A 22,213-nucleotide genomic window follows, 5' to 3' on the forward strand; every position below is an offset into this window, starting at 1 on the left:
ATCCTCACTCCTTAAAAAAAACGCCCTTCGACTCAAGCGAAGAGCGTCCCATTATAGATCATCACCAACAATTTTAACTTCTGTTTCTAATTCGACACCAAATTTTTCCTTCACAATACGCTGTACCATTTGAATAGTTGCTATATAATCAGAAGCAGTAGCATTGCCTTTATTGACAATAAAACCTGCATGCTTTGTAGAGACTTCTGCACCGCCTACCCCTTTGCCTTGTAAGCCACTATCTTGAATAAGCTTACCTGCAAAATGACCTGGTGGACGTTTAAAAACACTTCCAGCAGATGGATATTCTAATGGTTGCTTTGATTCTCGCTGAAATGTTAAGTCGGCAATCTTCGCATCAATTTCATCTTGTTTGCCAGTAGCTAATTGGAACTCTGAGGATAACACATAATAGCCTTTCTTCGCAATAATGCTTTTACGATAGCCAAGTTCAAGCTCTTCCTTTGACAAGGTTAAAACTTCTCCCTCTTTTGTTAACACCTTAGATGAAACAATAATATCTTTAATCTCACCGCCATAAGCTCCTGCGTTCATAGCCATTGCACCGCCTATTGATCCAGGGATACCGCAGGCAAATTCAAAGCCTGTTAAGGTTGCTTTTGCGGATAGTTTTGACACATCTTTAATCAGCGCACCACTTTGGGCATAAACATGTTCACCATTAATCCGAATTTCATCTAAATTTGAAAATGTAACAACGATTCCTCTATGACCACCATCACGAACAACCATATTAGATCCGTTACCTAACATTAATAAAGGAATATTATTTATATATGCATAGCGAATTACAAATGCTGCTTCTTCTTCTGTATCAGGAAGAACAAAAACATCTGCTTTGCCACCTAATTTTGTCATTGTATATTGTTGTAAAGATTCATCTAACTTAATATTGGCAGGACTAATGCTCTTCGCTAAATCCTTTGCCCATTGTTGTTTTGTCATGAGAGCTAATTCCTTTCTAACGTCCTTCTTACTCTACACCAGTATGGATTTAGAACCCCAATTTGACAAGTAAAATGAAGGGTATTTTTATCTCACATAAAAAGACAGGTAGGTCTTGTGCAGAGATGATGAATATTATAAAGAAAATTGACAGTCATTCCAAGTGTCGTTTTTGGCACAATATTACCTAAAGGACAAAGGACTTATTTTAGAGCCAGCTACTTGCCCATGTTTCAATATTGCGGATAGCCCCTTCTAATGCTTGCCCTTTATCTGTTAATGAATATTCAACTCGTACTGGAACCTCAGAATACACTTTACGTTCAACAAGCCCTTCTTTTTCCAGTTCCTTTAAGCGTTCTGATAATAAACGCCCACTAACAGGTAATGCTGACTCTATTTCATTAAAACGCTGCGATCCATCTAATAATTGATATAATATTAAACCCGTCCATCGTTTTCCAATTAAATCCATTGCTTTAGCTAAACGAGGACATAAAGTTGTCTCATTCATATTTCTTCACCTCTATGTACCTATTGTAACGATTATTAAAGGAAATGTAAATTTAGAGTAACTTATTTACATAACATAATTTATACACTTTTATATACTTAATTACAAAAAGTAACTTTTGAATTTTCGTCTTTTCATAATCACGGCGGAACTTACCATCGTTAAAACATCTGTCCTCCTAATCATAAAATGCCATAGATATCAGTAATGTGACTAACTATTTATTTACGTATTGTAAATGTTCACAGTTTACACTTTTATGGAAGGTTATCCTTTCCTATTTATGAAAAATACATTGAATATGGTATTTGTTTACTTTATTATTCGTTGTAGAATGCTGTTTTAGGGGGTTTTTATATGAAAAAATACACTATTGATGTCAGTCATTCCACACTTAGCTTTTCTGTACGACATATGATGATATCTAAAATTCACGGTACATTCGAATCGTACAACGCTGAAATTGCTGCAGTCAATATTGAGAAAATGCAGGATGCAAGTATTTCTATTACCATTGCAGTGGCTAGTGTCTCCACAAAAAATCATGACCGTGATATACACCTTGTGTCTCCAGACTTTTTTGATGCAGACGTTTATCCAAAAATAGTCTTTACCTCTACATATATTGATAAACAAAATGATAATAATTTTTTAATACATGGGGATTTAACGATTAAAAATATAACAAGGCCTATCGTATTTACAACAGTATATACAGGAAACGGTGTTAATCCTTGGGCACAAGAAGTATATGGCTTTCAGGCAAAGGCACAAATTGATCGCCGTGATTTTAATTTAGTCTATAATACGATTTTAGAAACAGGCGGCGTATTAATCAGTGATGAGATTGACATAGTGGTAGATGTCGAGTTAAGCCCCCTTTAGTTATAGATTTACCTTAAGGAAAGAGGGAACTATAAATGCTATGGTTTCATAACGGGATTACATTTGAATCGAGCTTTATTACAATCGTCTTTTTTATCGTTTTTGGTAGCATCGCTTTCAGCCTTATTAAAGCTACTGTCACCTGGTCTACCAATAATCAATCACAAACCTTTACTAGACCCGTTAAGGTTGTGACAAAACGTACGAATATTCGGGGAGGTTCCAATCATTCTGCGGCATATACTTCTTATTTCATCACGTTTGAAGAACGAAATGGGGAGCGTCAGGAATTAAAAGTGAATGGTCGCGATTTTGGACAGCTAGTTGAGGGTGACACTGGCCTTTTAACATATCAGGGCACTCGCTTTCATACATTTGAAAGACAAAAAAGGGAGAGTAGCGATTAAATCGCACTCTCTCTTTTTGTTTTATTTAATTAAATATTTAGCAAATCCTGCCTCTGTATCCTCTAAATATTCAATGCCACTATTTGCTGAGATAAATTTTTGTGCATCTTTTGCAGATAGATAAACAACTTTTGTCTTAGCTGGGAATGGTACAAATGACCAGTTATTATCCGCAGCAGGGTTAATTGTTTTATTTGCCATAATATAATCAACTACAGCTTGACGATTTTCATAAGCATAGTTTGTTATATTGGAGCCGTCCGTATTTTTAAATGTCGCTCCATACGAACCACCAACACGGTAATTATTTGTAATGATAATAAATTCTTGATTTAAATCAATTGGTTTACCATTATACTGTACATTTTTAATACGGTTTGCCTTTTCATCAACAAGATTACCACGACGGTCATATTTAGATGGAGATGTTACATCAATTTGATAGGTTAAGCCATCTAACACATCAAAATTATAAGAGCGTGCTTCTGGATCAATGATATTTTGCTCTTCTGACTTATTCGGATCAATTGTTGCAAAAATACCTGCAGCCATCTCTAACCACTCTACTGCTTGTGCACCTGTCACTTTAATGGTTGCTACAGTATTATCGTAATGATAAATATCCGCCATATTTTTAATGGCAAGTGGACCAACTGGAATGTTTGTATAATCTAATGGATTATTTCGTGAACCCGCTTTAAAAGGAGCCCCAGCAGAAAGAAGCGGCGTTTTCTCATCCTTCGTTCCCTTTAATTCTTGTTCAATAAACCATTTTTGTGCTTGTGTTACGATTTGAATAGAAGAATCATCTTGCACCATTGAGAAATAACTATGGATTGGCGCAGTTGTTTCACCAACAGGCTGACGAATATATGTTAAAGTGCCTTCATGTGCTTGTTTCACAGCCTTTAACACCGTAGTGGAAGGTTGTAAACCTTCTTGCTTGATTGATTGTAATGACCCACTACCATCAACTACAACCCACTCTGATCCTTGTTGTTCAATTTTTAGGTCAATGACACCAAGATGGCTACCATAGCTACCTGCCATAACAGTTGGAACACCATGAATAGTTCCCTTCTCTTGATCTACATCTTTCAAATCTTTGTAGTCACCTGGGAATGTTAAGTGAGAGTGCCCTGTAATCAAAGCATCAATTCCATCAATTCCAGCTAGTTGATAACCAACATTTTCAGCGCCTTTCACATAAGTATCCTCACCAATACCTGAATGGGAAAGAACAACTATTACGTCTGCTCCAGCCTTCTGCATTTCAGGTACTACTTCTTTTACGGCTTCAACAGGCTCTTGCATGTTAACTTTACCAGCTAAATGAATGGCATCCCATTCAACAATTTTCGTTGGTACAATTCCAGTCACACCAACTTTCAGTGTATGTTTCTTACCTGCATTGTCCACTACTTCTTTATCAAGAATGACATAAGGTGTAAACATACGCTTTTTTGTTTTGGCATCGTAAGTATTAGCATTTACGACTGGATATTTTGCATCATTTAATACTTCATCTAAGAAGTCTAGACCATAGTTGAATTCATGATTCCCTAAAGTTCCGCCATCGTATTTTAAAGCGTTAAGCGCTGCAATAGCTGGGTGTACTTCCCCTGGTTTTAATACACTTTCTAACGCTTTATAAGAGCCAAGTGGCGTACCTTGAATTAAATCCCCATTATCGAATAATAGTGTGTTAGGATTTTTCGCACGAGCTTGTTCAATTAATGTAGCTGTATTAGCTAAACCTACCTCAGATGACGGAGCATCTAAATAGTAATTATAATTAGCTAAATTTGTATGAATATCTGTAGTTCCTAAAATTTGAAGATCTACTGAGACTCCATGAGATGGTGCCTTGTATTCAGCTACAAAGCGCTCCACAATACTTCCCATTTGCTCATGTGTTACATAGTCACGAGGACGAATCGTATTATCCTCGAACGCTTGAAGAATATTTGCTACAACAGCATTAGCTAAATCTTGTTTATAAGCTTCAGCAATTTGATCAGCATCCTTAAATTGATCTAAGACCGTAAGGGAAGCATTTTCACTAACAAGTCCACGAGCAGATATAACAAATGCTTGTTGACGTGTTAATTTATCGTTTGGACCAAATGTAGTTGCCGTTTTTCCTTTTATAAGTTTTAACTGTACAGCTTTTTCTACATATGGCGCTAAATCCTTAGAGACATCAGTAAAAGTAAGGGAAGAACCATCACCTATCTCGACATCTAAGCTTTCTACTAATTCTTTTACATAATCAGCGCGTGTAACTTCATTGGAAGCAGCATTAGCAGTCCATCCAAATGGTATCAACGCGAATAAAACTAGTAGGATGGCTAAGAATTTAGTTATTAATTTCTTGTTCATACAACAACCTCCTTATTCATCTAGTATTTTCCTACAAATACTATTATATTAAACTAACTGTGTTTTTTACTGAATAATTAGTCCTAATTATATGTATTTTTAAAAGAATGGATTATTACTTTCCTATAAAATCGCATTTTTCTATCATTTTTATTTTCGCACATCCAATAGAATGTTAGGAAATGTAAATTCCGAATATATAGTTAATACCAATATATCCGACCTCAGTGCCACACCATACCTCTGTTCACAAAATAAAAAAAGACCTCTCAAATTTGAAAGGTCTTTTATTAAAAAATATTTTTTACGCGTTTACCGCTTGAAGTGATTGAGCTACTTTTTTCACTTCTTCTAGGCCATTTGCAATAATTTCTTGTGCTTTATCAGGTGATGCATTGTGACCTTCAATAATTACTTCTTCGATAATTTCCATACCGAATACACCGCCTGCTACATTTTTAATGTAGTTTACGGACATTTCCATAGGCTGTGTTTCTGGTAGTGAGTAGTAGCCACCACGAGCATTTAAGATAATCGCTTTTTTATCAGTCATTAGGCTAACCATTTGGCCATCTTCACCGTATTTGAATGTGAAACCTGCTTGGTATACATAGTCAATAAATGTTTGTAAAGGTGCTGGAATAGTTAAATTCCAAAGTGGGAACGCAAATACGACTAAATCAGCTGCTGTTAATGCATCCATCGCTTTTTGTTTAGCAGCTAAAAGACGTGATTCGATGTCTGTTAACTCTCCACCATTTTGTACTTTACCAAACGCATTGAAAAGATCTTGCCCAAAGTATGGCATATCTTCTGCAAATACGTCAAAAGTTGTAACGTTTACACCTTGTACGTTTTCCATAAATGTATCGTACATTTTTGTTGAAATACCGTCTGGACGGTTGTTTGCTTTTACTACTAAAACGTTCATTATATAAAATCTCCCTTAAATCACATAGTCTATTATCTCGAATTCAAGATATATACTTATCTTAAAAAAATTCTTTTAAAAAGTCAACGATACTTTCCTCAGACTTTTGACTGAAATATTAGATAAGATTTTTCACTAAAAGAATAAGAGAGGCTTGATATGTCAAGCCCCTCAGTCATAATAGTATTTTAGCGCTATAATTTACAGTTATCATCTGTACAAACACCAGCGTTACCTGTACCAGCCATTTTCAGACCAGGTTGTAAGCCCTCTTCCTCAGCCACTTTACGTAATGTATCTTCGAATACTTCTTGTGGCTGTGCTCCAGAAATACCATATTTGCGGTTTAAGACAAAGAATGGAACCCCACGAACTCCAAGCTGCAACCCTTCTTGAATATCCGCTTCTACCTCATTTTTAAATTCATCCACAGCAAGAATTTTAGCCACTTGCTCGCGTTGTAACCCTACTTGTTCTGCTATATCTAATAATACTTCCTCTTGTCCAATACGTTTTCCTTCAATAAAATGACTATGCAATAGTGCTTCCACTAATGCCGTAACATCTCCCTGCTGCTCTGCCCATTTAACAAGTCGATGTGCCTTTAACGTATTCTCCTCCATTAGATTGCTAAAATCATAGTTTAATCCTACTTCTTTCGCACGCGCAGTAACGCCCAATGTCATTTCTTTGGCCTTTTCTAAAGACATGCCATATTTTTTTGCTAATGATTCATACACCGTAATATTCGAATCTACTGGGGTATTTGGATCAAGTTGATAACTTTTATAAACCAGCTCCACTTGCCCACCAAGGCCAGTATCTTCAATAGCTTGCTCTAATTGTTTTTTACCAATATAACAAAACGGACATACATAGTCAGACCAAATTTCAATTTTCATTACTTACACTCTCCTTTTGCTACATTGTAGCGATAGACTAAATAACAAGGCAATTTTTATGCTTCATTGCATAAATTCACCAGTACATCTACATACTGAACATAAAAACATTGTGAGGTTTATCTATGACTCAATCTCTTTGGCTCGCTACGTCCGAATCTGTCTCACTATCTTCACTTACTTCATCGACAACTTGTGATGTATGTATAGTCGGAGGAGGCTTAACCGGTCTTTATACAGCCTATGTCTTGGCAAAAGCAGGTGTTGATGTCCTTTTACTTGAGGCGAACACCCATTTTGGTCATGGTACCACGGGCCACTCCACAGGTAAATTAACTGCCCAGCATAATATCGTTTATGCAAACCTTTTAGAAAAACTATCTGTTGATGAAGCACAGCTTTACTACCAACTCAATCAACAAGCCATTGAAAAGGTAACACAATTACTTCCAAAAGGCAGTGTTAAGCAAGTAGATTCACTATTGTATGCTCAAACAAAGGATGGGTATGCGCAATTATTAAAAGAATGGAATGCTTATAAAGTTTTAAATATCCAATCAAAAATCACCACAGAAACGGAGCTTCCCTTCCCCATTAAAAAGGCCTTATGCATGTCCCAGCAAGCTCAAATAAACCCTGTAGAGGTAAGTAATTTTCTTGCCAAAGAAGCACAGGCGATGGGGGCAAAGCTTTATACAAATACACGGGTTCAACAATTAAACATAGCTCAAAATAACTTACATACCGAAAAGAACATGTCGGTTCAATATAAGAAGCTTATTTTGTGCTCACATTATCCCATTGAGGCTTTTAAGGGACTAAAGCTGTTCAAACTATCAAATAGTCGTTCTTATATGGTGGCTAGTAAAATTTCTGAAACTATGCAGGGTCAATATTTATCCGTTGATTTCCCATCCCGTTCCATTCGCACAGCTACAATTAAGAACGAGCATTTTTTAGTACTTGGTGGAGCGAATCATATCGCTGGGGAAACAGTCAATACAGAACCCTACTATGATGCCATTTCAAATGAAATGAAAGAACATTTTGAGCAAGAGCCCATTTATCGATGGTCAGCTCAGGATATCGAGACTCCTGACATCGTTCCTTATGTAGGAAGAATTACAAACTCATTGCCGAACGTATTCATTGCTACTGGCTATAGAAAGTGGGGCATTTCTAATTCCTTTGTTGCTGGTGACATTTTATCCAGCCTAATCACTGGATCGAGAAGTGAAGATGGTGCCATTGCACTCTATTCACCCTCACGTACAAAATTCGGTGCACAATTTATGCAAATGCTTAAAGTTGGCGGCTTTGTCGCAAAAGAGTTTATTACTGGGTATATGAGACATGCCAGTGCCCCAACATGCACGCACTTAGGCTGTAAGACGAAATGGAATGAGGCTGATGAAACTTGGGATTGTCCTTGCCATGGCTCCCGCTTCAACGCTCAAGGAGAAGTACTAGAAGGACCTGCCGTACAACCTTTGAAACTAGATTAAAAAAGAGGCTGTCCTCATAGACAGCCTCTTTTAAATTATTTTAGAGCTTCTGTTAATACTGGCACAATTTGTTTTTTACGAGAAACAACACCTGGTAACACAACACGGTTGTTGATAAGCTCAGCACTGAATCCTTTTGCTGCAGCTTGTGCTACTTGTCCAATTGCTACAGCTGTAGAATCGTTGTTTAAAATATCTGTCACAACGAAGAAGAATAAATCTAAACCATTTTCAGCAACATTTTTATTTAATAAAATCTCTAATTCCTCTTGACGATTAAGTACATCATTAATATCCACAGCATTAACCTGTGCAACAACAGATTTGTACTCACCAAATTGGAATTCCTTAGCATCTAATGATAATAAATCCTCTAAAGATTTATCAGATAGGTCTGCACCTGCTTTTAGCATAGCTAAACCATATTCTGCAAAATCCACATTAGCAATTTTAGCTAGCTCTTCGCCCGCTTTTACATCTTGCTCTGTGCAAGTCGGTGATTTGAATAATAATGTATCTGAAACAATTGCAGATAACATTAAACCAGCAATGTTCGCAGGTATGTCTAAACCGTTTTCGTTAAAAATTTTCTTAAGAATAGTAGCCGTACAGCCTACTGGTTCTGCACGATAATATAGTGGATCAGCTGTTTGGAAGTTGGCGATGCGGTGGTGATCAATTACCTCTGCAATTTGCACTTCCTCAATACCGTCAGCCGATTGTTGGAATTCATTGTGGTCTACTAGAATAACTTTGTCCGCTTCATCAACAACAGAAGAGATTAAACGTGGCGCTTCAAAGCCAAATTTATCTAAAGCAAATTGAGTTTCATTATTAACATCTCCTAGACGTACTGCCTCTGCTTCTTCTCCAATTTGTTGTTTTAAATAAGCATATACGATTGCAGATGTGATCGTGTCTGTATCTGGGTTTTTATGTCCAAAAACTAATACTTTACTCATTGAATTTATTCCTCCTAAAATGACCTTACATTTATCTTTTATTTTATCATATCTTATGGACTAACAAATGATAAATTGAAACATTAAGTAAACTAAGCTCTTTCATTTAATATACAATAATAATTTTCCACTACCAATAACCAACTTTACAAATATGAATTAAGTATATAAGACCTTCAAGCTGTCATATACATATATTTTGTACACCTACCCTCTTCATTTCTATTTTCTTTTTTTACCATCCTTTTTTTAACATTCTATAGTAAAAGTGCATCTTTTTCTAATATTATTTATTTTATATAGATATTTAGTCGTATTTTCATATTTATGTAAGCATAATTTTATGCTATTATCAGATAGTCTATATTTTTGGATTTTAGGAAATGGGGATTACAATGACAAAGAAGATGGAAAAAAAGTACATTCCTTTAGCTAATTATTTTGAAGTAGCTTTACAACAAGAAATCACTTTATCCTTTAGTGAATTAGAAAACATTATGGGACAAGCCTTACCGAATGCCGCCTACTTAAATAAGAGCTGGTGGAAAAAAACAAAGCCCCCTCTATCGCACTATTTGTCATGGACAAATGCAGGTTATCATGTCATTGATATTAGACTAGGTACTAGTGTAACTTTCTCATGCACGCAAACAAAGACAACTGAAAACAATCTTTCAAAAAGGGAAGAGGACCCTTCTGCATACATAATTCGAGGGATTGAAGCATCTGATGCTAGATCATTTATTCTTTTACAGGAGGAAATTTTTCAACAAACCGACTTCATGTACAATGTTCAAAATGAATTAGATCTAACTGTCCAACAACTTCGTAAAAATTTAACCTATTGGAAGCAGCTTAAAAATCGTACTATATTACTTTGCGTATTAAATGGTATTTTTGCAGGCTATGCAGTTATACATGGGTATAAACAAACGAAAGCTAGACATGTTGCCTCTGTTCGCTTAGCTGTGAAGGAAGAGTACCAACAAAAAGGCATCGGCTCCGCCCTAATGAAGGCTGTGGAAGGTTGGTCAAAACAACGTGACATATCTCGTTTAGAATTATCAGTCATGGAACATAACAATGTTGCTTTACATCTCTTTACAAAATTAGGATTTAAACAAGAGGGCATTCGACAAAATGCTATTAAATTAAATGATACTTACATTAACGAGTACAACTTGAGTAAAATTTTATAATTCACTTTACCTAGATGTCTAAAGCGTATTTGGACATCTTTTTATATATGTTCCCTATAAAAAAACGCATAGAAAAGTAAAATAATACTTTTCTATGCAAACATTAAAATACCTTTTTCTCTCTAGCAGCATTCAGGAATAATATATTACTATCTACTTGCTCATTGGATTTTTGATATTTTTCATACTGCCCCTTGTCTTGGTTAATCATTTCCTCTAATAAAGCGTGTAAGAAAGAAAACAAAACGGGCACTATATCTAACGAGGAATGCTTGTTGGTTCCAAGTGCAAACAAAATATTAGCATATTCACGAACCGGTGAAAATGCAGTTCCGGTAATCGCAATAATTTTTACTTTCTTCATCTTTGCAATTTCAACAATCGTTTGAATATCCTTTAACTGTTGATCAAACGATAAAACTATTAATGTTGTACGCTCTCCCATGTTATTAATTTGATTCATAATTTCATCCGAATCTATTCGAAGCTGCTTAATATTAGAACGTAGTGTTTTTAATGTGTTGGATAACCAATTTGCTATAGATACAGCCTCACGAGTCCCTAGAATGTAGATATTTTCTGCTTCATGCATCCATTTTGAACTTGTTTGAATTTGCTGATCATTAATTAATTGAATTGTTTCCTGAATGTTTCGGCTATCCCGCTGCATTACCTTCCCAAAGCTAGAATTAACTAGCTTATTACCCGTATAGGTAGATTGTAGATTTGTTCCTACATCTTGGGACATAATATAGCCTCTTATTTCTTCTTGCAGCTCCACATATCCCGATAAATCCATGGCATAGCAAAAGCGAATAACCGTTGATTCACTTACATTAGCCAGTCTGCCTACTTCTGCTGCTCCATTAGCAATCACTGTATTGGGATTATCCATTACAAATTGTGCTACTTTACGCTGCCCCTTTGAGAGTCTTACAAACCTTTTCTTTATATCCTCACGAATGCTCATTCCTAACAACCTTTCTTTCAATGACCTTATCACGAATGGGAGATTGTTTCCTACTTACTCAAAATTCGATTAAAAATACAGTATCACGATTGCAATTTGAATACAATGACTTTTCTGAAAAATCTTCAGCGCATTAACCTGCTAATATGTCGATTTTTTATACTTTTTTCCTTTTCAATGATGACTTCTCATTTTATCAAAATTATTAATTGCTTTGAATAAAAATTAATAATTCCTAATTATTATGTATTACACTAGCGAATAAAGACAAAAATGTCCTGGATCGATTACTCTTATCCAGGACATTATTTTATTTATTATTCTAATTCTAGCTGCTTGGTTTCCTTCCCAAGAAATATGACGCCCACAACACCTATAATTATTGCTCCACAGAAAATGGCAAAAATGAAGCCTATATCATAGCCAGCTGTTAATAAAGAACCTACTAGTAAGGGCCCAAAAATCCCACCAATTCGCCCTGCAGCAGCTGCCATTCCTGCACCAGTACCACGAATAATAGAAGGGTATTGCTCAGGTGTATAAGCATATAACGCCCCCCATGCACCTAAGTTAAAGAAAGATAAAAACATGCCAGATAATACTAGTACGACAAGTGTATCAGCATTCCCAAAAATGAAAGCACTCACTGCTGTACCAATTAGATAGGAAACAAGCACAAATTTCCGCCCAAATTTTTCAATAAACCATGCGGCAGTAAAATAACCAGGTAATTGAGCTAATGTCATAATGAGAACGTACTTAAAACTTGTAATCATATCAAAGCCCTTACCAACCATGACACTTGGAAGCCATAGGAACATACCGTAATACGAAAATACAACTGTAAACCACAGCACCCAAAGCATCAATGTGGAACGTGCATATTTTTTTGACCAAACTTCTTTTATATTTTGAAGGATACTACGCGCTTTGGCCTCTTTTTTCACCATAAACTGCGGTGAATCTGGGAGATGCCATCGAAGATAAATAGCATAAAATGCAGGGAGTGCTGTTAAGACTAACGCTACTCGCCATCCCCACGTTGGAATAACAAAATAGGATATTAATGCGGCAATTAGCCATCCCGCTGCCCAAAAGCTTTCCAATAAAACAACTACGCGCCCTCTTTCTTTTGCTGCCACACTTTCAGACACTAATGTGGATGCAACAGGTAATTCTCCGCCCAGGCCCATTCCTACTAAAAATCGTAGCATTAAAAATGCTGTTAATGTAGTCGTAAAAGCAGACAAACCGCTCGCAATGGAAAATAGGACAAGTGTCCACATAAAAATTTGCTTTCGCCCTACCTTGTCGGCAAAAACACCAAATACAAGGGCTCCTACAGCCATTCCAATTGAATTAATACTACCAATCCAACCAGATTGACTTGGTGTCAGTCCCCAATCTGCTGCCAATGCTGCAATGACAAACGATAATATCCCAACATCCATTGCATCAAAAAGCCACCCAATACCCGCAATACCCAACAGTCTATTTCTAGAAATTGTTTGCTTCGATTTATTTGTTCCTACAGTATTTGTCGTCATTTCAACCACCTGTCTTTACACTTGACTTTACATTACAAGATTACTATACAGTTGTTTCAAGAAAGTGACAAGCAAAATTCAAATTACCGAATTGTTTCGACAATTTATGAAATGCTATTGAAATAATAGTGTGATTTGCGTTAAAATGTCTTTTATACAAAAACAACTGTTCTTTCTATGAGAACAAAAGGAGATCATATCTTTATGTGGAAAGGCCTTATTGAAGAATATAAACAATTTTTACCTGTAACAGAAAATACACCTGCATTAACTTTAAACGAAGGCAATACGCCTCTTATACATTTAGTGAATTTATCCAAGAAATTAGGCATTGAGCTTTACGGTAAAATTGAGGGTGCAAACCCAACCGGCTCTTTTAAAGACCGTGGTATGGTATTTGCAGTGGCCAAAGCTATTGAAGATGGTAGTAAATGTGTTATTTGTGCCTCAACAGGAAATACATCTGCTGCTGCAGCTGCTTATGCTACAAGAGCTGGTATTCAATCCATCGTTGTAATTCCTAAAGGAAAAGTTGCCCTTGGTAAGCTTGCACAAGCAACTATGTATGGTGCAAAAATCATTGAGATTGACGGTAACTTTGATGATGCTTTAAGTATTGTTCGCCAAGTAAGTGAAACAACTCCTGTCGCTCTTGTCAACTCCGTCAATCCATACCGCATTGAAGGTCAAAAAACTGCATCATTTGAGATTGTAGATGCCTTAGGCTCAGCTCCTGATTATCTATGCATCCCAGTTGGAAATGCAGGGAATATTACTGCTTACTGGAAGGGCTTTAAAGAATATCATGCTGCTAAAGATTCTGGTCTACCCAAGATGTATGGCTTTGAAGCTGAAGGTGCAGCAGCAATCGTCAAAGGAGAGCCTATTGCCAATCCAGAGACAGTTGCCACTGCTATTCGAATTGGTAATCCAGCTAGCTGGAAATTGGCAGAAGCAGCTCGAGATGAATCTGGAGGTATAATTGACTCCGTAACGGATCAAGAAATTATTGCAGCTTATAAGTTAATCGCAAATACAGAAGGTATTTTCGTTGAACCAGGGTCTGCTGCATCATTAGCAGGTGTTATTAAATCGGTGGAAAGCGGGAAAATTCCAATGGGTTCAAAAGTAGTGACAATCTTCACAGGTAATGGACTAAAAGATCCTGATACAGCCATGGATGTATCCACAGTAGAAGTAGTATCCCTTAAAAATGATGAAAATGAAATTCGAGAATATATCGAGGGAATACTATGAATAAAACGTGGCAAATCTCAGTTCCAGGAAGCACAGCCAATCTAGGGCCTGGCTTTGATTCCATAGGACTCGGCTTGTCTCTATACTTACAATTAACAGTTACTTTACAGGATACATGGGCTATCATCCATCTTGATGATAACGGTCCTAAAGAGTTTGAGCTTGAAGAACATTTACTATACGTCATTGCAAAAAAAGTTGCTGAGCAATATGGGCAACAATTACCTGCATGTCGTGTGGAAATGGCTAGTGAGCTACCATTAGCACGTGGGCTTGGAAGCAGTGCGGCTGTGATAGTTGCAGGTATTGAACTAGCCAATCAAGTATGTGGGCTTGGCTTATCGGTACAAGATAAACTCAACTTATCATCTCAAATTGAAGGACACCCAGATAACGCAACCGCGTCAGTCTTAGGGGGGTTAACCATTTCATCTATGGATGAAAAAGGAAATGTTGATACTTTCCATATCAATAAAATTGATGCTTCCTTTGTGGTATATATACCGAATGTTGAATTAAAAACGAGCGAATCTCGATCTGTATTACCAGAGCAATTTGACAGAGCTTATGCTGTTCATGCTTCAGCAAATGCTAATATGCTAGCTGCTTCACTAATGGCACGTGATTTCCAGCGTGCGGGTCGTTATATGGAAGAAGATTTATTTCATGAACCGTTTCGTGCAAAGTTAATTCCCGAGTATAGTGAAATTCGTACAGCCGCTAAGAAGAATGGTGCTTACGGGACTGCTTTAAGCGGGGCTGGTCCTACATTGATTTCTATTATTCCTTCTACTATTGCTGGTGATTTTGTTCAAACTATGAAAAAACAATTTCCTGAACATCAAGTGATTGTAACAAAAGCTGATGAGCAAGGTATACAAGTACGTGAATATATGAAACGTCTACTTTAATAGTAGGCGTTTTTTCTTGAAAGCAAGGGAGGATAAAACTAATATTATAGAAGTATAGGGTATGACCTGAAACACCTATTATTGAGATACGCGCTTTTCTAAGGAGGAACTATCTTGAAGCCAATTATATTCTGTGATTTCGATGGCACGATAACAGAAACTGATAATATTTTTTCCCTGATGACAGAATTTGTTCCGCAAGAATCTGAGAAGATTGCGAAAGCTATGATGGAGCAAACAATTTCATTTAAAGATGGACTCTCTGCTATGTTTCATTTACTTTCTACTGAACAAAAAGATGAAGTCATTCAATATCTTATGGATACAGCCGTCATACGTGAAGGATTCGAAGATTTTGTTCGATATGCTCAAAATCATGACATTCCGTTTTATATTGTAAGTGGAGGAGTCGATTTTTTTATTGAGCCTTTAGTAGAAAAATACGGCCCTTTCTCAGGTATCTACTGCAATAAAGCGGATTTTTCTGGTGAACAAATTAAACTAATTTATTCAAATAGCTGTGATGAGGAATGTGCAAAATATAGTACTCAAGGATGCGGCTGCTGTAAGCCTAGCGTTATGCGGAAAGTCGCAAAAGAAGAGCATTTTAAAATTGTTATCGGTGATTCTCTTTCAGATTTTGAAGCTGCTAAACAAGCTGATATTGTTCTGGCTAGAGACCATCTCATTCAGCGCTGTGAAGAGCTTCATGTTTCATATAAACCATTTATCACATTCCATGACTGTCTAAAAATTGTGCAAGAACTTATGGAAACCAACCATGCTGTACCAACAACTTAATGCATGCCTAAAAAAAGGGAACCATTTTATAAATGGCTCCCTTTTCATATTGACTTATACTAATAATACTAGGCTGATGGCCATGACAGCCATTCCCCCTACCAAGCCATACATTGATAAATGGGTTTCATCATACCTCTGCGCTGCCGGTAATAATTCGTCCAATGAAATAAAGACCATTATACCTGCAACTCCAGCAAAAATGATGCCAAACATAACGTCTGTTAAAAATGGCATAAGCAGCAAGAAGGCAACTAATGCACCAACTGGCTCTGCTAACCCTGATAAAAATGATAATTTAAAAGCCTTTCGACGGTTGCCCGTTGCAAAGAAAATTGGAACAGACACTGCTATCCCCTCAGGAATATTATGAATCGCTACTGCTATGGCAATGGCAATTCCTACATTGGGATCGTTAATAGCTGACATAAACGTAGCGATACCCTCAGGAAAGTTATGGATTCCAATAGCCAGAGCTGTAAAAATACCCATCTTCATCAAATGATCTTCATTCACCTGTGGCTTTATTGCATTCACATCTTCTACTAGCTTTACTTCATGAGGATTTGTTGATTTTGGAATGAATTTATCGATTAAGGCAATGAATAACATACCACCGAAAAATCCGGCAATTGTCATCCAATAACCATTCGTATTACCTAATGCATTCGTTAAAGCATCTTTAGCCTTAACGAAAATCTCAACAAGTGAGACATAAATCATAACGCCTGCTGAAAAACCCAATGCTAGCGATAGAAATTTTGTATTTGTTCTTGATGTAAAAAAAGCTATTAAACTACCTACTCCAGTTGCAAGCCCTGCAAATAGAGTCAGTCCAAATGCTAGTAAAACGTTTCCGTCCATACCCTTCTTCCTTTTCCCTTTTTTTTATTGTACTCATCTTAACGCAGAAGTTTCCTAAGAGCAATTCTTTTTTACAAGGTAAATTTGGTCCATTGACCTTGCTTCATCCGTTTGCGCACAAAAAAGCAGTATCAATTCATATGAATTTTGATACTGCTCTCACTATCTATTTATGATCCGATTGGAATATTCTTTTACGACGTTCATACCAGATGACACAAATAATGAACCAAGTATATCCCATACTCCAGCCTGCGAGTACATCAGTAGCAAAATGTCTTGCGCCAGCTATACGGGATAATCCTATAAGCACCATCAGGATCGTAGCTCCAAGCCACAATAGGATTTTACGACCTTTACTATTATTTTCAGCTAATATATATGCGGTTGCAAATAAATACAGAATACCGGTCATCGCATGTCCCGATGGAAAGCTATAAGATGTTAATTGATCTTCAATTTCAGGTCGTGCTCGTTGAATCCATTTTTTTAATACTTGATTTAACACATTCCCTGCCGCAAATGTTAAAACAATAAATAGCATACCTCGATAATTTTTTGTCTTCCACGCTAAATACACAATCAAAATTACTGCTACAATAACAACAAATATAGGTTCTCCTATATAATGAAAGACTTCAAGAAATTGATTCCCAAAAAAGACATGTGCCATTTTTGTATCAAACTTATTCATCCAATCACTTTGAAAAGTTAAACTTAAAAAAATAAATATAATTAGTGTAATGATTGCCAAAGGATAGGCCCATTTTTTCATACTTTCACCTCAAAAACATATTGCTATGATCTTCACATCATAACATAATTATGTCCGAACTAGAGGGAGAGAAGCATTAATTTTATTAAATACATCGTTGCATTCTTGAGTGATCATCGTGGACTGTTCATTAGGTTTGTTAAAGTAATTAGAGACAACCAATGCAACAATGAATAAAATAGCCACGATAGGTAGTATTTTTCTAAATATCATCCACACACTCCTGTTCTACAGCTATTATTTGATGAGCACTGGATCAAATAGCCAATCCGTTGGACCAAAGTTTGGATCTTTTTCTCCTCTTACTTCACGGGAGATTCCATGTTTGATAATAACTTCTCTAAACCTTTTACTAAATAAGGTTTTTTTATAAAGATATCTTCCATCATGACTCCATTCAGCTGAGTAAAAGACGTCGCCTTTCAACGCTGCTAAATCTTCCTGATAATACATATCTGGCCCTTTGATAACTCCATTCAAACCACAGCTACATGGAGGTTGTTCAGTTGCAAAGTATAATTTTACTCTATCATGACTACATGCGGGTAGGATTTGTGTAGGAATAATTTGATAAGCTGGCTGTTTTCCTTGCTCAGGTCCCTGATGGATTACCTCTAAAAATTCAAACCCTTCTAGTTTTTCCCTTTTCAGTAGTGCTACCAGTTCCTCAGAAGCTACCCAATATCCACTTACATGCACTAAATGACGTCCATTCATGTGTGAAGTGTCAATAACTATAGGAGATAATTGCTCTTTATCCATAAGTCCGCAATTCTTACAATGAGTACTCAAAGTAAATAATGTCCCTTTATCCTCTAGAAACATTTCAGGTGAATTTCCTGTTGAATTTAAAGTAAACAACGGTGCTCGTTCATACTCCAAATCAGAAAATTCAAAGTAGAATCGTTCTCCAATTGAGACAATACCAAATTCACGTTCTAATGACTCATATAAAGCAGCTACTTTCTCGTATGTTACATCTTCGTTTAATGTAAAAATAGGATTAAATTTTGTTTTTAAATTTCTCTTTCTAATTTCAGGCGCACCAATAGCAATACCATGACGATTATAAACGTTAATCACTTGATCTTGACTAGATTCATCTATAGAAAACAAATTTTCGAGTTCTACTTTCACAATACACGCCTACCTTTATAAAGTTTTATGGTGAAGTATATTGACTGCTAGTTACCATTCTATAATCTACCGTTTACATACATAGTTAGGGTTACTTTTTGTTGAAGAAAATCATTTGTATTACTACTCACTATAGCAAATCTACTTAACCACGGTAATTTAAGCGTACCAGTACTTATACCGATATTTCAACTTCGGGTTTACGCCAATTTTTTGGCGTGATTCATGCAAAATTATGGCGTGATTTGGCGGTTCTCAAAAAACACCGCCATTTTTTTGGCGGTGTTTTAAAAAGATTATAGTAACTTCAGCATATAAATAAGGTATTTTTTTACACAGTATTATAAGAGAAGAATTTTTGTAAGAAAGTACCTTTTGTAGGAAAATACATCAAAAGTATAACATGGAAATTCCTTAGAGTAAATTCATTCTTTCAGCAAGATTGACAGCCTCTGTTCTTGAATCTACATTTAGCAAAGAAAACAGCTGTGTTAAATATCTCTCAGTAGTTCGCTGAGGAATATTGAGTTCAATCGCAATTGCTTTATTTGTATGACCTTCTGCAATAAGTCTTAAAATTTTCTTTTCTTTTTCATTTAAATGAATATCTTTAGCATTTTGAAGTTTAAATTTATCATCGAGAAAATCTAAGAAATTTTTCGGTAAAACAAATTCACCATTTGCAATCGCCCTAACTGTTCGTATGATCTGCTCCTTAGAGGCTGTTTTTGCTAAAATACCTTCTATTTTTCTCTCTAAAATTAGGGGATAATAATCTGTTATATCGTCTCCTGTATAAAGGATAACGGAAGCATCCGACTGAATGGCTTTAATATTACGGGCTAAATTAATGCCATTTTCCAACGGCATGTTAATATCAATCAAGTAAATAGCATATGGCTTATTTTTTATTCTTTGAATGACACAAGTGGCATCACTTTCCGTATCAATAATGATATCTTCATTTTCTTGAAATAAGTTTTTAGTTCCCTCTAAAACTATAGGGTGATCATCCACTATGAGCATGGTAATCATGTGTTTCACTCCCTTCTTTAACTGCTATTCTAATAGACATCCCTTGGTTTAGTTGTGAGTCAACATAAAAATAACCATTAAAGGCTTTTACTCGCTCCTGCATACCTCGGATACCCATTGACTCTGCTACGATAATATCCTCTACATTACACCCTACACCATCGTCATAATAAATAATTTCAAAACCATCATTCATTTCCTTTAGATGGATTTCAACAGCTGTTGCATAGGAATGTTTTAAGGCATTATTCAATAGCTCTTGGAATAATCGATAAATCATTAAATTCATACGCTCATCTTCTAAATATAAACGGTCTATTGAATAGATTAACACAAAGTTAGCTCTCTCTTGAACCTTCCTAATTAACTTTTCTAATGCCGCATTTAAACCTAATGTATCCAGTAATGGAGGCTTTAAATTCTCACAGTATGCTCGTAATTCATATAGAGAGTCAACCATTTGCTTATGAATTTGAGCAAGCTTCTCCTGCATGTCTGATGTATCCTTTGCGTTAACAAGGACATCTACCTCTCTGGCAATATGAAGTTGTTCCTGCAAATTAGTGTCGTGTAACTCTTGAGCTAACTGATATTTTTCTTCTTCAAATCTCAACCATAATAGCTTATTAAGCCACGGCAATTGACCGTCGTCAGCTTGTTTCATATGCTTTAATTCATCTAATAGTTCTTCCACCATCTTTGTATTTTCAATAAAATTATTTACATACAATAGGAGCAATTCGAGCCATAGTAGCTCCTCGTCTTTTAAATGAATGGTATTGTTATGTCCCAGCACTAAAGCTCTTTTATAATGTGCATCCTGATGGAGAAATGCTAAATAAATTTTATCAATCTTACGTATTTCTCCTAATCTAATATCATCCATTGTGTCAGCTTGTAACAAAATTCTTTCCCCACTATTTGTAAGGAATTCATTCGTACCATAGCTATACGTTAAGACAAAAACATCCTCTAGCTCCAGATGAACAGAAACCTCATAAGCGAATTTCTCTAAAAGCTCATCAATTTTAACGGTTTTCCCAATTTTATCTACAGCCGTGTACAGCTGATGAATATAATCACCTTTTGTTGAAAATAGTATTTTCCGCTTACGATAATCAACTTTTTCTTTTACATAAAAGAGTATGACTAACGAAGAAAATGTAAAGAAGGACACACCTGACATAACACTGATTTTTAAATATTGACCCGCAATGAAGTACAATCCAACTGTGAACCATAGGGTAAATATTAAAGAAAAAATAATATAGTAGCGCAATCTAGTAATATGATACTCGATGTCAAATAGTCGTTCTGCTAATTGTGTAAAGATAAAGCTAAAAGGTATCAGTAATAAAAATAAGGAGCTAATCTCAGATGAAAGGATATACGTATGAAAAAGGATTTTTGGAAGTACATACAAAAATAAAAATGGTAAAAATGGAATCATTATACTACTCAATAAAATCTTCAACTGAGGTGAGTTATATTTGAAATAGCTTACTAATAAAATACCTAAGATAATTATAAGCAGAATAAGAAATAACAATAATACAATATTTGAAAGTCCATCATTTGAAGCAGGGAAAGCAGTTCCAATACAAGCCAATACAAAACCAATGAAAGGCATTAAATAAAAGAACCGGATATTATTCGTAAACATCCATGTTGTTTTCATAAATGAAAAGTAATTTCTTAAAAAATGTAATAAAATCACTAAACATAATAACATAGTAGTACGATTTACAATAATTCCTATCCCATCCAGCCTACCGGAGACTCCACTACTTACATAAGCTAGCGAAACAGTTAATATAAAAAGAATTAGTAAATCTGTTAACCTAGTATTTCTTTGTTTGTAATATAAATAAAAAGCAACAAATAACGTTAATAAATAATAGCAAGCCGGAACAATTAATACATAAAAGAACTGCTGAGGAATATCTAAATGTTTAATATGTATATTTATTATTTTTCCATCTGGCTTCATAATTGTAAGATCATTGGCAGATAATATTTTTGATTTATATTTCAATTGATTTAGCTCGGCAATCGGGCCATTATCTACGTTTAAAACTGCATCACCAATGGTTATATTCTGCCCCTTAGCCCAATCTTTATAATATAGTTGAGATACTAGCCATTTACCATCTTTTTCTTCTACCCCAATTTGAATATATGGCGCGCTATAATTCACAAAATTTAAATATAAACCTAACGCTAAATAAAGGACTATAGCGGGCCAAAAAAAATTTGAACGCAA

20 protein-coding genes are annotated in these 22,213 nt (G+C 35.7%); 7 read left to right on the forward strand and 13 right to left on the reverse strand.

All coding sequences use genetic code 11. The features are described from left to right. Positions 1 to 51: 51 nt before the first annotated feature. Complete coding sequence (gene murB / locus ACE1MS_RS20600) at positions 52 to 966, reverse strand: UDP-N-acetylmuramate dehydrogenase (protein ID WP_012295816.1); 915 nt, start codon at positions 964 to 966, stop codon at positions 52 to 54. Positions 967 to 1,174: 208 nt separating this feature from the next. After that, positions 1,175 to 1,480, reverse strand: coding sequence for a winged helix-turn-helix transcriptional regulator (locus ACE1MS_RS20605; protein WP_012295817.1), 306 nt, complete (start codon positions 1,478 to 1,480; stop codon positions 1,175 to 1,177). A 357-nt stretch (positions 1,481 to 1,837) separates the two neighbouring features. Here ACE1MS_RS20605 and ACE1MS_RS20610 point away from each other — a divergent pair, with 357 nt between their 5' ends. Both ACE1MS_RS20610 and ACE1MS_RS20615 read left to right on the forward strand, forming a co-directional pair. Continuing rightward, positions 1,838 to 2,365, forward strand: coding sequence for a YceI family protein (locus tag ACE1MS_RS20610; protein WP_031416508.1), 528 nt, complete (start codon positions 1,838 to 1,840; stop codon positions 2,363 to 2,365). A gap of 35 nt (positions 2,366 to 2,400) precedes the next feature. Then, on the forward strand, positions 2,401 to 2,772 hold the full coding sequence (locus ACE1MS_RS20615) for a DUF2500 domain-containing protein (protein ID WP_099805352.1): 372 nt from the start codon (positions 2,401 to 2,403) through the stop codon (positions 2,770 to 2,772). A gap of 21 nt (positions 2,773 to 2,793) precedes the next feature. On the opposite strand, the gene ACE1MS_RS20620 is transcribed toward ACE1MS_RS20615, so the two are convergent. From ACE1MS_RS20620 to ACE1MS_RS20630, 3 genes are all read right to left on the reverse strand, one after another. Then, the gene (locus tag ACE1MS_RS20620; RefSeq protein WP_200990695.1) at positions 2,794 to 5,154 is read right to left on the reverse strand and encodes a bifunctional 2',3'-cyclic-nucleotide 2'-phosphodiesterase/3'-nucleotidase; all 2,361 of its coding nucleotides are present in this window, start codon (positions 5,152 to 5,154) and stop codon (positions 2,794 to 2,796) included. Between the two features lie 304 nt (positions 5,155 to 5,458). Beyond that, entirely contained in the window at positions 5,459 to 6,085 is a 627-nt protein-coding gene (locus tag ACE1MS_RS20625) for an FMN-dependent NADH-azoreductase (protein WP_012295821.1), read from the reverse strand. Between the two features lie 194 nt (positions 6,086 to 6,279). Then, positions 6,280 to 6,987, reverse strand: coding sequence for a DsbA family oxidoreductase (locus ACE1MS_RS20630; protein WP_031416513.1), 708 nt, complete (start codon positions 6,985 to 6,987; stop codon positions 6,280 to 6,282). Positions 6,988 to 7,112: 125 nt separating this feature from the next. Between ACE1MS_RS20630 and ACE1MS_RS20635 the strand changes: the two genes are divergently transcribed. After that, positions 7,113 to 8,492 (forward strand): FAD-dependent oxidoreductase, encoded by a 1,380-nt coding sequence (locus tag ACE1MS_RS20635; RefSeq protein WP_099805353.1) that lies wholly within the window; start codon positions 7,113 to 7,115, stop codon positions 8,490 to 8,492. A gap of 35 nt (positions 8,493 to 8,527) precedes the next feature. Here ACE1MS_RS20635 and ACE1MS_RS20640 read toward each other — a convergent pair whose 3' ends face one another. Next, complete coding sequence (locus ACE1MS_RS20640) at positions 8,528 to 9,454, reverse strand: manganese-dependent inorganic pyrophosphatase (protein WP_447402588.1); 927 nt, start codon at positions 9,452 to 9,454, stop codon at positions 8,528 to 8,530. A gap of 395 nt (positions 9,455 to 9,849) precedes the next feature. Here ACE1MS_RS20640 and ACE1MS_RS20645 point away from each other — a divergent pair, with 395 nt between their 5' ends. Then, positions 9,850 to 10,653, forward strand: coding sequence for a GNAT family N-acetyltransferase (locus tag ACE1MS_RS20645; RefSeq protein ID WP_031416517.1), 804 nt, complete (start codon positions 9,850 to 9,852; stop codon positions 10,651 to 10,653). Between the two features lie 103 nt (positions 10,654 to 10,756). On the opposite strand, the gene ACE1MS_RS20650 is transcribed toward ACE1MS_RS20645, so the two are convergent. Beyond that, a complete protein-coding gene (locus ACE1MS_RS20650) occupies positions 10,757 to 11,623 on the reverse strand; it encodes a MurR/RpiR family transcriptional regulator (RefSeq protein WP_031416518.1) in 867 nt (288 codons plus the stop codon). Between the two features lie 317 nt (positions 11,624 to 11,940). After that, positions 11,941 to 13,170: an MFS transporter gene (locus ACE1MS_RS20655; RefSeq protein ID WP_031416519.1), complete on the reverse strand. Its 1,230-nt coding sequence runs from the start codon at positions 13,168 to 13,170 to the stop codon at positions 11,941 to 11,943. Positions 13,171 to 13,374: 204 nt separating this feature from the next. Here ACE1MS_RS20655 and thrC point away from each other — a divergent pair, with 204 nt between their 5' ends. The 3 genes from thrC to ACE1MS_RS20670 all read left to right on the forward strand — a co-directional run bounded on the left by thrC (position 13,375) and on the right by ACE1MS_RS20670 (position 16,139). Further along, the gene (gene thrC / locus ACE1MS_RS20660; RefSeq protein ID WP_031416520.1) at positions 13,375 to 14,427 is read left to right on the forward strand and encodes a threonine synthase; all 1,053 of its coding nucleotides are present in this window, start codon (positions 13,375 to 13,377) and stop codon (positions 14,425 to 14,427) included. Beyond that, positions 14,424 to 15,338 (forward strand): homoserine kinase, encoded by a 915-nt coding sequence (gene thrB, locus ACE1MS_RS20665; protein ID WP_012295829.1) that lies wholly within the window; start codon positions 14,424 to 14,426, stop codon positions 15,336 to 15,338. The genes thrC and thrB overlap by 4 nt, the downstream gene beginning before the upstream one ends. A gap of 114 nt (positions 15,339 to 15,452) precedes the next feature. After that, entirely contained in the window at positions 15,453 to 16,139 is a 687-nt protein-coding gene (locus tag ACE1MS_RS20670) for an MtnX-like HAD-IB family phosphatase (protein ID WP_031416525.1), read from the forward strand. A 54-nt stretch (positions 16,140 to 16,193) separates the two neighbouring features. Here ACE1MS_RS20670 and zupT read toward each other — a convergent pair whose 3' ends face one another. The 5 genes from zupT to ACE1MS_RS20695 all read right to left on the reverse strand — a co-directional run bounded on the left by zupT (position 16,194) and on the right by ACE1MS_RS20695 (position 22,213). Beyond that, positions 16,194 to 17,003, reverse strand: a complete 810-nt coding sequence (zupT, locus tag ACE1MS_RS20675) for a zinc transporter ZupT (RefSeq protein WP_036162366.1) — start codon at positions 17,001 to 17,003, stop codon at positions 16,194 to 16,196. A 166-nt stretch (positions 17,004 to 17,169) separates the two neighbouring features. Next, a complete protein-coding gene (locus ACE1MS_RS20680) occupies positions 17,170 to 17,778 on the reverse strand; it encodes a phosphatase PAP2 family protein (protein ID WP_012295832.1) in 609 nt (202 codons plus the stop codon). A 237-nt stretch (positions 17,779 to 18,015) separates the two neighbouring features. Then, positions 18,016 to 18,915: a hypothetical protein gene (locus tag ACE1MS_RS20685; protein ID WP_012295833.1), complete on the reverse strand. Its 900-nt coding sequence runs from the start codon at positions 18,913 to 18,915 to the stop codon at positions 18,016 to 18,018. Positions 18,916 to 19,329: 414 nt separating this feature from the next. Next, complete coding sequence (locus ACE1MS_RS20690) at positions 19,330 to 19,950, reverse strand: response regulator transcription factor (RefSeq protein ID WP_031416532.1); 621 nt, start codon at positions 19,948 to 19,950, stop codon at positions 19,330 to 19,332. Further along, positions 19,925 to 22,213, reverse strand: coding sequence for a sensor histidine kinase (locus tag ACE1MS_RS20695; RefSeq protein WP_031416533.1), 2,289 nt, complete (start codon positions 22,211 to 22,213; stop codon positions 19,925 to 19,927). Before ACE1MS_RS20695 ends, ACE1MS_RS20690 begins: the two co-directional genes overlap by 26 nt.

The organism is Lysinibacillus sp. fkY74-1 (genome assembly GCF_053165895.1).

What these genes read in the sequence shown, in the direction of transcription:
- ACE1MS_RS20680 (WP_012295832.1), bottom strand. Translation starts at nt 17,778, where the DNA reads ATGAAAAAATGGGCCTATCCTTTGGCAATCATTACACTAATTATATTT.
- ACE1MS_RS20610 (WP_031416508.1), top strand. Translation starts at nt 1,838, where the DNA reads ATGAAAAAATACACTATTGATGTCAGTCATTCCACACTTAGCTTTTCT.
- thrC (WP_031416520.1), top strand. Translation starts at nt 13,375, where the DNA reads ATGTGGAAAGGCCTTATTGAAGAATATAAACAATTTTTACCTGTAACA.
- zupT (WP_036162366.1), bottom strand. Translation starts at nt 17,003, where the DNA reads ATGGACGGAAACGTTTTACTAGCATTTGGACTGACTCTATTTGCAGGG.
- murB (WP_012295816.1), bottom strand. Translation starts at nt 966, where the DNA reads ATGACAAAACAACAATGGGCAAAGGATTTAGCGAAGAGCATTAGTCCT.
- ACE1MS_RS20635 (WP_099805353.1), top strand. Translation starts at nt 7,113, where the DNA reads ATGACTCAATCTCTTTGGCTCGCTACGTCCGAATCTGTCTCACTATCT.
- ACE1MS_RS20615 (WP_099805352.1), top strand. Translation starts at nt 2,401, where the DNA reads ATGCTATGGTTTCATAACGGGATTACATTTGAATCGAGCTTTATTACA.
- ACE1MS_RS20645 (WP_031416517.1), top strand. Translation starts at nt 9,850, where the DNA reads ATGACAAAGAAGATGGAAAAAAAGTACATTCCTTTAGCTAATTATTTT.
- ACE1MS_RS20650 (WP_031416518.1), bottom strand. Translation starts at nt 11,623, where the DNA reads ATGAGCATTCGTGAGGATATAAAGAAAAGGTTTGTAAGACTCTCAAAG.
- thrB (WP_012295829.1), top strand. Translation starts at nt 14,424, where the DNA reads ATGAATAAAACGTGGCAAATCTCAGTTCCAGGAAGCACAGCCAATCTA.
- ACE1MS_RS20605 (WP_012295817.1), bottom strand. Translation starts at nt 1,480, where the DNA reads ATGAATGAGACAACTTTATGTCCTCGTTTAGCTAAAGCAATGGATTTA.
- ACE1MS_RS20640 (WP_447402588.1), bottom strand. Translation starts at nt 9,454, where the DNA reads ATGAGTAAAGTATTAGTTTTTGGACATAAAAACCCAGATACAGACACG.
- ACE1MS_RS20655 (WP_031416519.1), bottom strand. Translation starts at nt 13,170, where the DNA reads ATGACGACAAATACTGTAGGAACAAATAAATCGAAGCAAACAATTTCT.
- ACE1MS_RS20620 (WP_200990695.1), bottom strand. Translation starts at nt 5,154, where the DNA reads ATGAACAAGAAATTAATAACTAAATTCTTAGCCATCCTACTAGTTTTA.
- ACE1MS_RS20630 (WP_031416513.1), bottom strand. Translation starts at nt 6,987, where the DNA reads ATGAAAATTGAAATTTGGTCTGACTATGTATGTCCGTTTTGTTATATT.
- ACE1MS_RS20690 (WP_031416532.1), bottom strand. Translation starts at nt 19,950, where the DNA reads ATGATTACCATGCTCATAGTGGATGATCACCCTATAGTTTTAGAGGGA.
- ACE1MS_RS20625 (WP_012295821.1), bottom strand. Translation starts at nt 6,085, where the DNA reads ATGAACGTTTTAGTAGTAAAAGCAAACAACCGTCCAGACGGTATTTCA.